Origin of the sequence: Kluyvera sp. STS39-E, from assembly GCF_040932435.1 — a bacterium.
Lineage (GTDB): Bacteria > Pseudomonadota > Gammaproteobacteria > Enterobacterales > Enterobacteriaceae > Kluyvera.
Map to the genome: position 1 here is coordinate 284,428 of NZ_JBFQGA010000004.1, position 12,796 is coordinate 297,223.

Here is a 12,796-nt window from a genome sequence, read left to right on the forward strand (position 1 = left end):
CGCTTCACCCCGCTTCCAGCATGCCAAAATTAACAATTCGTGAACGCCCCAGCTCTTTTGCACGGTAGAGCGCAACGTCGGCGGCACGCAGAAGGTTATCGCTCTGAACATGTTCCGGGAAGCTTGCCACGCCGATAGACACGTCGACATGGCCGACATCTACCCCGCCAAAACGGAGCGGCATTTCACGTACTCCGTTGAAAATCACCGTTGCACAGCGGTTTGCGGCCTCTTCATCCATATTAGGCAGCAGCACCAGAAACTCTTCACCACCGTAGCGGAAAGCCATGCCGCCATCGCGAACGACGCGCTGGATGATGGAGGCGACGCTTTTGATAACCCCATCGCCCACTTCATGGCCAAAGCGATCGTTAATGCCTTTGAAGTGGTCGATATCAATCATCAGGCAGCTTATCGGTTTCTTATTGCGGATAGCCTGGCTCATCTGAGTGCCCATAATGTCTTCCAGATGATGTCGATTACGCAGGCCGGTGAGGGGATCGTAGAGCGCTTTTTCTAACAGCGCATCGCGTAAGCGCTGGTTGGCTAATGCCAGTCCGAGCGCCTCGGCCATTAATTCGAGATAGCCACGAGAATAGGTAATGTCATCGTTTATATTCTGGAATGACAGCAAACCGATGGCCTCTCCCTGCGCGATTAGCGGGATGCACAAAGTGTGTTCCTGACACGAATCCGGCAGGTGATAACAGATAATGTCAGGTTCGCCCTGTACCGGAGGATGGCTCTGCCCGCGCCGTACCGCCCAACATTCATCCGGGTGGAAAGGTTCGCTGCTCCCCTGCGGGGACAGCCACTGCGCCACACAGCGCATCTGCCAAGGTTCACGGTCAAGAATATAGAGCCGCCCGGCGACACCCGGCGCGATGTTCGGCGCAAAAAGTTCCGCCACGTTGATGACATCGGCAAAGCTCTCGCAGCCCTGTAAACGCTGAGTCATACGCGCCAGCAGTTCGCGTATCGCCCAGTTGGCATCACGCTCCCTTTCTAACTGCTGCCTCGCCAAGCCATTTTCACGGAAAATACGGATCGCCTGCGCCATGTCCCCAATTTCATCAATCTGATTAAAATTAGGCGTTTCCACGGCGTAATCTTGCGAGGCGAGGCGATGAACCACATCGCTCAGGCGGACAACCGGTTGCAGCACCCGGCGCTTTAAAATAAAGCCGAGAACAAACAAAAAGAGCAGCGCGGTCAGCCCAACCATCACTTCGGACAGCGTGCGCAGCGTACGGGAGGCTTTGGTCGCATCGACAATCGCGCCTCGAGCCCGAGTGTCCAGCATCTGGCGGAAATGGTCTATTCGCTCCTGCGCGCGGTCGAGCTCCTGCTCATAAATTTTCCCGTAAAGTAGTGCAATAGCCTCTTTGTCGTCGCCGCGTTCGACGCTATCGAAGGCAACCTTCTGCTCATCTTGTAGCGCATCGACAATTTGTAACCCTTCATGCAGCAACGCCAGTTCTTCTCCCGAAGCCCCATTGTCTTTGAGCTTCGAAAGCCGAAACTCAATTTTATTCAGCGATGTTTCTTTCAGGCGATAGGACTTGAGCACCTCAGGGTCTTTCGCCACCACGTAAAGTCGCGCCAGATCGGACAGCGACCACGCATCGGCTTCGACCTCATCGGTAAGCTGATCGAATGTCTGTCGCTGCTCTACCGCTTGGCGTTCGGTGTTATCTGCGTTGGACGCCATCAGCATCACGATGCCGGAGGCAATGGTCAGGCATACCGTCGCGCTATAGGCCCAGTTGGTTATTGTGGCAATTCGCACCTGTAGGTTCCTTCTGCGACGGATAATAAATAAGCATGAGTAAATTATAGGAAACGTATGATTTCTCGTAAAAACAAAAGGCGGCCCTGAGGCTAATGCTGGACAGTTAGGGCGTTGAACTCAGAAGGACGGTAGGCCGGATAAGCAAAGCGCCATCCGGCACACTGCGCGCTGATTGCCGGATGGCGCTTTGCTTATCCGGCCTACGAATTTGGCTTAACTGACTGGCATTAGGCTCTGAGGCCGCCTTTTGTTATCGTCTTATCGTTACAAATCTGGAGGGTTTTTTCCCTCTTCAATAAACTCTTCGTCCAGCCCTTCCGCATTGCCAGCGTGATCTCGCCCGGAAAATAGATTCCAGCATGCTAAAAACAGCGCCGCAATCAACGGGCCGATAACGAAGCCGTTGATACCGTAAACTTCCATACCGCCAAGCGTGGTTATCAGGATCAGATAGTCCGGCATCTTGGTGTCTTTACCAACCAGCAGCGGACGCAAAATATTGTCCACCAGCCCGACAATAATCACGAAGAAGCCGACGATAAACAGCCCCTGCCACAACTGCTGAGTCGCGAAGAGGAAAATCGCCGCCGGTACCCAGATAATCGCTGAGCCGACGGCAGGAACTAGCGACAGGAACGCCATCAGCGCGCCCCATAAAACGCTGCCATCGATGCCGACAATCGCAAAAGCAATGCCGCCGAGCGTCCCCTGAACCACCGCCACCACCGCCGTTCCTTTTACCGTCGCGCGGGTCACGCCGACAAATTTGGCGAACAGATGCTGTTTGGCAAAATCAGAAAGCGGCAGCGAGTCCAGAATCTGGCGCACCAGAAACGGGCCGTCTTTGAGCAAGAAGAACAGCAGATAAAGCATGATGCCGAAGCTAATGGCAAAACCGAAGGTTCCCTTGCCGATGAGAAATGCGCTGCCTGCTAGGTACTGCCCGCCCTGGAGGGCAAATTCAGAGAGTTTTTTCTGGATTTGCGCAGCGCTATCCAGATTATGCTCAATCAAGAACCCTTTGGCCCACGTCGGAAGATGAGAAAAAATACTGGCGACAACTTCAGGAAACTGAGTGGTGTTCTCCTGCAATTTGGTGTCAACCACGCTCAGTTCAAGCGCCAGCGAAGACAAAATAACCATCAGTGGAATAAACACAATCAGACAAATAATGCCGATGGTCAGTAACGACGCCAGCCCGTTGCGATCGCCGAGCGCGCTGCGCAGTTTATTTTTTATCGGGTTAAAGACAACGGTTAATACAGCGGCCCATAAAATGGCGGAGAAGTAAGGGGACAGCACATCGAAGAACGCCCAAGTGACGAGGGCAAGAATGAAAATGAAAAAACCTTTGGTCAGTCCGTTAAAGCGCATTGGTGGATCCTGTCGCGTGGAAACTGTCACGACTATAGAGGCGTTTAGAGGGATTTACCAATTTCTGGCCCGCTCCCCGTTAGCTTTCGGAATTGATGCTCCCTCTTTAATCCTGCTACCGCCCGAATCGCTATATAGACAAATAGGCAGGGCTATCAGCCGACTAGGAAACTGATACTCTGATTATTGGCTCAGGCCACGTCAGACATGTTACGCCATGCCTCACGCTGTCTTACGTAACTTTCCGCACAGCCGTGACGTCAGGCATCAGCATGGCGCCATCCTCCGCCAGCAATGCCATCCGAGGCACCGGCTTTCCCGAACGCTTATCCACCAGCACCGAATGTTCCTCGCCGGGTGCAAACAGATGCTGTTCGCCCCACTGACGCAGGGCCACAACGATGGCAAAAAGGCCTTCCCCCTGCGGTGTCAGAATATATTCCTGATAAGCCGTGCCGTCCGAAGCGTCCCGGCGGGCAAGAATGCCCGCATCGACCAGCTTGTGCAGCCGATCGGAGAGGATATTTTTCGCCATCCCGAGGCTGCGTTGAAAATCGCCAAAACGGCGCATGCCATCGAAGGCATCGCGCACGATAAGCAGCGACCAGCGGTCGCCAATCAGATCGACCGTTCGCGCCACAGGACATGGCTCAGTTTTGAGGGTTTTAGTGGGCTGCATACTTTCTCCTAGTCGATAGAAGGAACGTTGTCATGGTTGCATTTTAAAACCACCTACTCTAGCATTCAATTGGTTTTATTTTGAAACCAGTTTATGGAAGCTAAAAATATGATTGCTCCTCCTACCTCATCCTCCATGCCGCCCCTGCCTGCGGGCCTAGTGCGGCTTTTTGCCATCGCCAGCGGCCTTAGCGTGGCCAACGTCTACTATGCGCAGCCACTGCTTGATGCGCTGGCAAGGGATTTTGATATCAGCTATGCGGCTGTCGGCGGCATCATCACCGCCACGCAGGTGGGCTGCGCGCTGGCGCTGCTGTTTTTGGTGCCCCTCGGCGATAGGCTAGACCGCCGCCGTCTTATGACCGCACAGTTGCTGGCGTTGACCGCCGCGCTGTGCCTAGTCGGCACCGCCACCTCCGCCCCCGTGCTACTGGTAGGTATGCTCGCCGTCGGCATGCTCGGCACGGCAATGACTCAGGGGCTTATCGCCTACGCGGCAAGCGCTGCTGCCACCAGCGAACAGGGTCGCGTCGTCGGCGCGGCGCAAGGCGGCGTATTTATCGGACTGCTGCTGGCGCGCGTCTTTTCCGGGGGCATAAGCGATATTGCAGGCTGGCGCGGTGTCTACTTCTGCGCCGCTATTTTGATGGTGGCAATCAGTTTTCCGCTGTGGCGGCGGCTCCCCGTCTTACCGCCAGCGTCTCACGCGCTGAGCTATCCGCGCCTGCTGGCCTCCATGCTAACGCTGCTGCGCGAGGAAAAGGTGCTGCAAGTGCGGGGGATCTTGGCGCTAATGATGTTCGCCGCCTTCAATATCTTCTGGAGCGCACTGGTGCTGCCGCTGAGTGCGCCCCCTTATAGTTTTTCACATACCGTCATTGGCGCCTTTGGGCTGGTGGGTGTACTGGGCGCACTCGCCGCTGCGCGCGCCGGGCGCTGGGCCGACCGCGGCCACGCCCAATCAACCAGCGCGCTGGCACTCGCGGTGCTGCTGCTGGCGTGGTGGCCACTCTCGTTGATGAATGAGTCATTGTGGGCGCTGGTGCTGGGCATCGTGCTGCTCGACCTCGGCGGCCAGGCGCTGCACGTCACCAATCAGAGCCTCATTTTTCGCACCCGTCCCGACGCTCACAGTCGGCTCGTCGGTCTGTATATGCTGTTTTACGCTGTCGGCAGCGGGCTAGGAGCGATGAGCACCACATTCACCTATGCCCATGCGGGCTGGCAAGGCGTATGCCTGTTGGGGGCGGCGGTCAGCCTGCTGGCCTTGCTATTTTGGCTTCTGACGCGGGGTAAGGTGACGCTAGAAACAAATCATTCGCCGCGCACGCCATGTGATAAAGTTGCACAAAACGCCGATGGTTCTGCGCAAAACCCTTAACCCATAAGCCCTTGTCACCATGCAAACGTCTCATAAAAAAGTGCACGCCTTTCACTTTGGCCCTTTCCGCTATCTGTTTTTTGCTCGACTACTGACCGTTTTGGGTAACGGTATTGCCCCCATTGCGCTGGCATTTGCGGTGCTTGATATCGGCGGGTCGGTTTCCGATCTGGGGATTGTCGTGGCCTCTCGCTCCCTGTTCAACGTGGCGTTCCTGCTGCTGGGCGGCGTATTAGCGGATCGCTACTCGCGTAGCCGGGTGATGGTATCGTCATCCATCGTTGCGGCATTATCACAGGCTATCGTCGCAGGTTCAGTGCTCGGCGGCTCCGCGACGGTCATGGGACTCGCCGTGCTTGGCGCCATTAACGGCGCTGCCGCTGGCATCGCGCTGCCCGCTTCTCAGGCTCTGGTTCCGCAGACCGTTCCAACGCACTGTCGGCGTTCTGCCAATGCCATCATCCAGCTTGGCATCTATGGCGGGACGGTTATTGGTGCGTCGCTGGGTGGGATCTTAATTAGCATCGTCGGCCCCGGCTGGGGGCTGGCGATTGATGCCTTGGGTTTCGCTGCCGCGGCACCGCTCTATTTGCTGATACGCGTCGCGTCAATCAAAACGACGGAGGTGCAAAGTAACATCCTGCTGGATTTAAAAGAGGGCTGGAAAGAGTTCGCCAGCCGCGCTTGGGTGTGGTCGATTGTGGTGCAATTCACCATCATCAATGCCGCGTTTAGCGGGGTGGTCATGGTGCTCGGCCCGGTCATTGCCGATGCCTCTTTTGGCCGCGCCAGCTGGGGGATGATTATTGCTGCGCAAAGCGTGGGGCTGATTACCGGCTCATTCCTCGCCCTGCGCTGGCGTCCTAGACGCGATCTTTTTATTGGCACCATGTTGGTTGCCCTGTGCGCCGCACCGGTTTTTCTGCTGAGTCTGCCGACATCGGCCCCGTGGCTAATGGCGGCGTTCTTTATCGCCGGGGTTGCTTTCGGTCTCTTTGGTGTTGCTTGGGCGCAGTCGTTGCAAACGCATATTCCACCGGAAAAACTGGCCCGCGTTTACGCCTACGATGCAGTCGGATCGTTTGTGGCGATCCCCTTTGGCGAACTGGTGGCCGGGCCGATGGCCGCACAATATGGCAGTAGCCACGTGCTGCTGGTTGCTGCCATCGCCATTGTTATTGCCACGGCGGGGGCCTGCTTAGTGCCTGCCATTAGACAGCTCGAGAACACCCCGCGCATTAAGCCGCACGTCATTTAACGCTCTCCATCCTCTACCGCTCCTGCTTTCCCGCAGGGGCCTTTTTATTCAACATGAACGTTGATCATGAAATTCGTTCATGTTTAGTGAAATTAAGTCGCTTTCTCTCATCCAGCCGGTCTGGCATAAATACATCATATTAACTTGTTGGCAACATGAAAACCGTGAGCACCAAAGCAATAACTCATGTTTAATCAATAAGTAAGACAAATTTCACACCGGCACCTGGGATGCAAGATCACGATGACTAAAGATTTTACATTTACGATTAAGCGCAGTCTTTTTGATGAAAACTATAACCCTTCTGAAAATACGCGAATCACCACTAACTTTGCGAATTTAGCCCGAGGGAATAACCGTCAGGAGAACTTACGCAATACGCTGGTGATGATGAATAATCGCTTCAATACGCTGGCGCATTGGGATAACCCTAAGGGCAATCGTTATTCTATTGAGCTCGAAATCATTTCCGTTGAGATGAATATTGCAGATCACAGCGATGCCTTCCCGGCTATCGAAATCTTGCAAACCCATATTATTGATAACAAAACCAACGAACGACATAGCGGGATTGTGGGCAATAACTTTTCGTCTTACGTACGTGATTATGACTTCAGCGTGCTGCTGTTGGATCACAACAAAAATCAGCCTCAGTTCAGCATTCCGGATAACTTTGGTGATTTGCACGGCAATATCTTCAAATACTTTACTCAGTCAAAAGAATATCAGCGCAGTTTTAGCAAGCCGCCGGTTATCTGTCTGAGCATTTCGAATAAGAACACCTATCACCAGACCGGTAACCGTCATCCAGTGTTAGGCATCGAGTATCGGCAGGAAGGCACCTCGTTGACCGAAAGTTACTTTGGCAAAATGGGTCTACAGGTGCGCTATTTCATGCCGCAAGGGAGCGTTGCGCCACTGGCGTTTTATTTCTCTGGCGATTTGCTGGGTGATTACACCGATCTTGAACTTATCGGCACCATCAGCACGATGGAGACCTTCCAGAAGATTTATCGCCCGGAAATCTATAATGCGAACTCAGCGGCCGGTCTGTGCTATCAGCCGAGCCTGAATCATCAGGATCACTCATTAACCAAAATTGTGTACGACAGGGAAGAACGTAGCCAATTAGCGATTGAACAAGGCAAGTTTACGGAAGCGCATTTTATAAAACCTTACAAGCAAATCCTTGAACAATGGTCTGCTCAGTACGCTATCTAATTCATTATAAATATAAGGTCACCTGTTATGAAAACATTGCTACCGACTTCAACGGCGGGCAGTTTGCCGAAACCTTCCTGGCTGGCGCAGCCGGAGACCTTATGGTCACCGTGGAAGTTGCAGAACGAAGAATTAATTGAGGGCAAGCAGGATGCATTGCGTTTATCGCTAGCCGAACAGCTGCAGGCCGGTATTGATATCGTCAGCGACGGCGAGCAAACCCGTCAGCACTTTGTGACCACCTTTATCGAACACCTGAGCGGCGTGGATTTTGCAAAACGTGAAACCGTGCGGATCCGTAATCGCTACGATGCCAGCGTGCCTACGGTAGTCAGCGCCGTCGAGCGTCAAAAACCGGTATTCGTTGAGGATGCTAAATTCTTACGCCAGCTCACCTCACAGCCGATTAAATGGGCACTGCCCGGCCCGATGACGATGATTGATACGCTGTATGATGATCACTACAAAAGCCGCGAAAAGCTGGCTTGGGAGTTCGCTAAAATTCTCAACCAGGAAGCCCGCGAGCTGGAAGCCGCAGGCGTGGATATCATCCAGTTTGATGAACCGGCGTTTAACGTGTTCTTCGACGAGGTGAACGATTGGGGCATTGCCGCGTTAGAGCGCGCCGTGGAAGGGCTGAAGTGCGAAACTGCCGTACATATCTGCTATGGCTACGGCATCAAGGCCAATACCGACTGGAAAAAGACGCTGGGCTCCGAGTGGCGCCAATATGAAGAGGCGTTCCCGAAACTACAAACCTCGAGCATTGATATCATTTCGCTGGAATGCCACAACTCGCGGGTGCCGATGGATCTGCTGGAGCTTATCCGCGGTAAAAAAGTGATGGTTGGCGCGATTGATGTAGCAAACCACACCGTTGAGACAGCGGAAGAAGCGGCGAATACTCTGCGTAAAGCGCTGCAGTTCGTGGATGCCGATAAGCTTTATCCCTCAACTAACTGCGGTATGGCCCCCCTGCCTCGCCAGGTTGCCAGAGGCAAGCTCAATGCCTTGAGCGCGGGTGCTGACATTATTCGCCGCGAGCTTCTGGCGAGATAACCCGACCTGCCGGGCGTTGGCCATCATCAACGCCCGTCTTTACCCTTCCAGCTCAGCAAGCGCCAGCTTCGCCACTGCGGATACCGTAGCGGTAGGTTCATTATCCTCAAGCAACCATGTTGCCGACAGCCCGCACCACGCCACAATCCATTGCAGAAGACGCGTTTTGTCCAGGCTCGCCGCCTCGCTCACCGTCGCCAGACGCTGCTTAAATATCTCCGCCACCACCGCCACCCGCGGTTCGGGATAGCCAAGATCGGGATTGGTGAAAATATTGGCAAAGTCGAATCCTCGCTCGCCGATGAGCGCTTTGGGATCGATAGCCAGCCAGCCGGATGCGCCAAAATCAAGCACATTGTCATGATGCAGATCGCCGTGCAGTGCCACCACATCGCGCGGCGTTGAGAGCAACGACTGCGCAAATTCGGCGCTGCGCGTCAGAAAGCCGCCATATTTCTGCGCGGCGGGCATGAGTGGGGAGAACCAGACGTCCAGCGGCGTTAGCTGGGGCAGCGGCCGCGCGGTTGACGCATGAAGACGGTTTGCCGTACGGCATAAAATGCGGCACGCCTCGTCATCCCGCCCGCGTTGAGACAAGACCGTTAGCGAAGATGAATCGCCTGCGCGGGCGAGAAGAATGGCCTCATTGTGCTGGGCAATTACCGCCGCTGCGCCCTCGCCTTGCCACCACGCCATTAGCCTATTTCCGCGCTGCTCGTCCACGTCATGGGTAATTTTGAGCATCGCCTTCGCCCCGCTTGCGGCGACGGTTACCGGCAGCAACTGCGAGGTATGAGTGGTCGTGGCAGCGCCATCAGGCAGCAGCTTCCAGCGCGCTAGCCAGGGGGAAAATACCGCGTTATCCATTTCATCTCCTTATCAATAGAACGCTGTAAGAAGTCTATCAGCCGCATAAAAAAACCGCCGATAAATCGGCGGTTTCTGCACATCGCTGCAATAAATTACATCAGCGGCATCGCTTTTTGCACGAGGCTAATCAGCGGCTGCGGATAAACCCCCAACACCAGCACCAGCAGTGCGGAAATCAGCACCACGATACCGCCGGCGCTGTACTGCCAGTTCGACGGTGCATCGCGGTTCGGTTTTTCCGGCGCGCTCAGGTACAGGCTCACGGCCACGCGCAGGTAGTAGTACAAACCGATTGCCGAGCCGACCACCACAGCGCCAACCAGCCACCACAAATGCGCCTGCACACCGACCGCCAGCACGTAGAACTTGCCGATAAAGCCTAGCGTCATCGGGATACCGGCCAGAGACAGCATCATCACCGTCATAACCGCCGCCAGAATTGGACGGTGCCAGAACAGACCACGGTAGGCGAACAGCGACTCAGCGTCCGGACCACGGTACGGGCTGGACATCAGGCTAACGACGCCGAATGCGCCAAGGCTGCTGAACAGGTAACCGGCCAGATACACGCCCACGGTTTCCATCGACATCTCGCCGCTATGTAGCGCAATCAGCGCTACCAGCAGATAGCCAAGGTGAGAGATGGAAGAGTAACCGAGCAGACGTTTGATGTTGGTCTGGCTCAGCGCCATCAGGTTACCGAAGATGATGGAGGCGAAGGCGATAAGGCCCAACACCACGCGTACGGCTTCGCTGTCGCCCACTGGCGCATACAGGAACAAACGCATCACCACGCCGAAGATGGCAATCTTGCTGGCGGTCGCCAGGAAGGTTGACACCGGCGCTGGTGCGCCTTGGTAAACATCCGGCGTCCACAGGTGGAACGGCACCAAAGAGAGCTTGAAGCCAAGGCCGACGATCATCATACCCAGACCCGCCAGCAGCAGCGGTTCGTGCAACATGTTGTCGCCAAGGCTCTTGCCGAGCGCAACAAACGACAGGTTTCCGGACTGCGCATACAGCAGCGCCATACCAAACAGCAGGAAGGACGATGCCGCGGCGGAGAGAATGGTGTATTTGATACTCGCTTCCAGCGACCGCTTCTGGCGGAAGGCGTAACCAACCAGACCAAACAGCGGCAGGGAAATCAGCTCAATACCGAGGAACAGCGCCGCCAGATGGTTGGCGTTAGCCAGCAGAATACCGCCCAGGGCCGCAATCAGCACCAGCAGGTAGAACTCTTCTTTGTTGTCGGTATAGCCTTCAAGCCACGGGTAGGCGAAGGTGCAGGTGGCGAGGCTCGCCAGCAGCACTAGGCCGGTATAAAACATGGCGTAAGCATCAACGCGCATCAGCGGGGTGACGTCCATCGCCCCTGCCTGGCCAACAAACCAGAGCGAAACCAGCGCGGCGTTAAGCCCCAGTACCGACAGCGTGGCATTGAGGAAGTGATTGCGTCGCCACGCAATGGAGAGCATCACAACCACCACCGTCAAGCCGACGATCAGCAGCGGTAGCAGCGCGATCAGTTGTTGTGGAGTTATTGTCATGGCGATTTACGGCCTTGTAGTAGAAGCAGAATTAACAAACCACTGCTGGATGTTACTCATCGCAGAGTGCGAGGTATCCAGAATCGGCTGTGGATAGAAGCCCAACAGCACCAGCAGTACGACCAGCAGCAGAACAATGAACAGCTCGCGCAGCGACATCCCAGGCAGTTCTTTGGCCGCGATTTCACTCTTCGCTTTGCCGAAGTACGCGCGATGCAGCATCGCCAGTGAGTACACGGAAGCGAAGACCAGACCGAAGGTAGAAATCACGGTAATCGCCGGCACCACGTGGTAGCTGCCGAACAGGATCATGAATTCGCCAACGAAGTTACCGGTACCCGGCATCCCCAGCGTACAGACCGCGAAGAACAGCGACAGCGCAGGCAGCCACTTAATTTTGCTCCACAGGCCACCCATCTGACGCATATCACGGGTGTGCAGACGTTCGTACAGCTGACCACACAGAATGAACAGACCCGCCGCCGACAGACCGTGAGCGATCATCTGGATAACCGCACCCTGGTACGCCAGCTGGCTACCGGTGTAAATCGCAATCAGCACGAAGCCCATGTGGGAAACGGAGGTGTAGGCAATCAGACGTTTAATGTCGTATTGAGTAAACGCCATCCACGCACCGTAGAAGATACCGATAACGCCCAACCACATGGCGATTGGTGCAAATTCTGCGGAAGCATTCGGGAACAGCGGCAGCGCGAAACGCAGCAGGCCGTAGGCCGCGGTTTTCAGCAAGATACCCGCGAGGTCAACGGAACCCGCCGTTGGTGCCTGGGAGTGTGCGTCCGGCAACCAGCCGTGCAGCGGAACCACCGGCATTTTCACCGCGAAAGCGATAAAGAAGCCGAGCATCAGCAGGTATTCTACGCCGTGAGACATTGGCGTTTTCAGCAGATCTTGATAATTGAAGGTCCATACCCCGGTCGCGTCGTGGTGAACGAACACCAGCGCCAGAATGGCAATCAACATCACCAGACCGCTCGCCTGGGTGTAGATGAAGAACTTGGTTGCCGCCGTGATACGCGTTTTGCCGTCGGATGCCTTATGGCCCCAAAGCGCGATCAGGAAGTACATCGGCACCAACATCATTTCCCAGAAGAAGAAGAACAGGAACATGTCGATGGCGAGGAACACGCCGATAACGCCGCCCAGGATCCACATCAGGTTAAGATGGAAGAAGCCCTGATATTTCTGGATTTCATTCCAAGAACAGAGCACCGCCAATACGCCGAGCAGACCGGTCAGCACCACCATCAGCAGCGACAGGCCATCAATCGCCAGGTGTATGGTGATACCAAAACGTGGGATCCACGGCAGAATGAACTCAGACTGCCACTGCGGCAGGCCGGTGGATTGCGTGAGTGAGTAGCCGCCCTGCAGCCACAGCTGCAGGCCAAGCGCGAGCGTCAATCCCATGGTGATCAGCGCAATCCAGCGCGGCATCTTCACGCCAAAGCGTTCAGTCTGCCAGCACAGGAAGCCGCCAATAAAGGGAATCAGTATTAGCCAGGGTAATAACATGGCGATTTGTATTCCTTGTTCAGTTCGTTGTGTCGGGCGGCGCTACGCTCGCCCGAACTACGGTCTTATCGGCCCGG

The 12,796-nt window shown here is 55.3% G+C and carries 10 protein-coding genes; 4 read left to right on the plus strand and 6 right to left on the minus strand.

Translation table 11 applies throughout. The features are described 5' to 3' along the window. Positions 1–4: 4 nt before the first annotated feature. The 3 genes from AB4K05_RS10670 to AB4K05_RS10680 all read right to left on the minus strand — a co-directional run bounded on the left by AB4K05_RS10670 (position 5) and on the right by AB4K05_RS10680 (position 3,845). On the minus strand, positions 5–1,789 hold the full coding sequence (locus AB4K05_RS10670; RefSeq protein ID WP_368479956.1) for a diguanylate cyclase: 1,785 nt from the start codon (positions 1,787–1,789) through the stop codon (positions 5–7). 267 nt (positions 1,790–2,056) lie between these two features. Beyond that, positions 2,057–3,166 (minus strand): AI-2E family transporter, encoded by a 1,110-nt coding sequence (locus AB4K05_RS10675; protein WP_368479957.1) that lies wholly within the window; start codon positions 3,164–3,166, stop codon positions 2,057–2,059. Between the two features lie 232 nt (positions 3,167–3,398). Beyond that, positions 3,399–3,845: a winged helix-turn-helix transcriptional regulator gene (locus AB4K05_RS10680; protein ID WP_368479958.1), complete on the minus strand. Its 447-nt coding sequence runs from the start codon at positions 3,843–3,845 to the stop codon at positions 3,399–3,401. Between the two features lie 108 nt (positions 3,846–3,953). Between AB4K05_RS10680 and AB4K05_RS10685 the strand changes: the two genes are divergently transcribed. The 4 genes from AB4K05_RS10685 (at position 3,954) to AB4K05_RS10700 (ending at position 8,763) form a co-directional block, all read left to right on the plus strand. Then, positions 3,954–5,225 carry an MFS transporter gene (locus tag AB4K05_RS10685; RefSeq protein WP_368479959.1) on the plus strand — a complete coding sequence of 424 codons (1,272 nt, stop codon included), beginning with the start codon at positions 3,954–3,956 and terminating at the stop codon, positions 5,223–5,225. A 19-nt stretch (positions 5,226–5,244) separates the two neighbouring features. Further along, the gene (locus AB4K05_RS10690; RefSeq protein ID WP_368479960.1) at positions 5,245–6,483 is read left to right on the plus strand and encodes an MFS transporter; all 1,239 of its coding nucleotides are present in this window, start codon (positions 5,245–5,247) and stop codon (positions 6,481–6,483) included. A 243-nt stretch (positions 6,484–6,726) separates the two neighbouring features. After that, the gene (locus AB4K05_RS10695; RefSeq protein ID WP_368479961.1) at positions 6,727–7,704 is read left to right on the plus strand and encodes a DUF1852 domain-containing protein; all 978 of its coding nucleotides are present in this window, start codon (positions 6,727–6,729) and stop codon (positions 7,702–7,704) included. Positions 7,705–7,731: 27 nt separating this feature from the next. Continuing rightward, a complete protein-coding gene (locus tag AB4K05_RS10700; RefSeq protein ID WP_368479962.1) occupies positions 7,732–8,763 on the plus strand; it encodes a methionine synthase in 1,032 nt (343 codons plus the stop codon). A gap of 39 nt (positions 8,764–8,802) precedes the next feature. On the opposite strand, the gene AB4K05_RS10705 is transcribed toward AB4K05_RS10700, so the two are convergent. From AB4K05_RS10705 to nuoM, 3 genes are all read right to left on the minus strand, one after another. Beyond that, positions 8,803–9,630, minus strand: a complete 828-nt coding sequence (locus tag AB4K05_RS10705) for an aminoglycoside phosphotransferase family protein (protein WP_368479963.1) — start codon at positions 9,628–9,630, stop codon at positions 8,803–8,805. A 95-nt stretch (positions 9,631–9,725) separates the two neighbouring features. Beyond that, a complete protein-coding gene (gene nuoN / locus AB4K05_RS10710; RefSeq protein WP_368479964.1) occupies positions 9,726–11,183 on the minus strand; it encodes an NADH-quinone oxidoreductase subunit NuoN in 1,458 nt (485 codons plus the stop codon). A 6-nt stretch (positions 11,184–11,189) separates the two neighbouring features. Next, a complete protein-coding gene (nuoM, locus tag AB4K05_RS10715; RefSeq protein ID WP_368479965.1) occupies positions 11,190–12,719 on the minus strand; it encodes an NADH-quinone oxidoreductase subunit M in 1,530 nt (509 codons plus the stop codon). Positions 12,720–12,796: the final 77 nt, after the last annotated feature.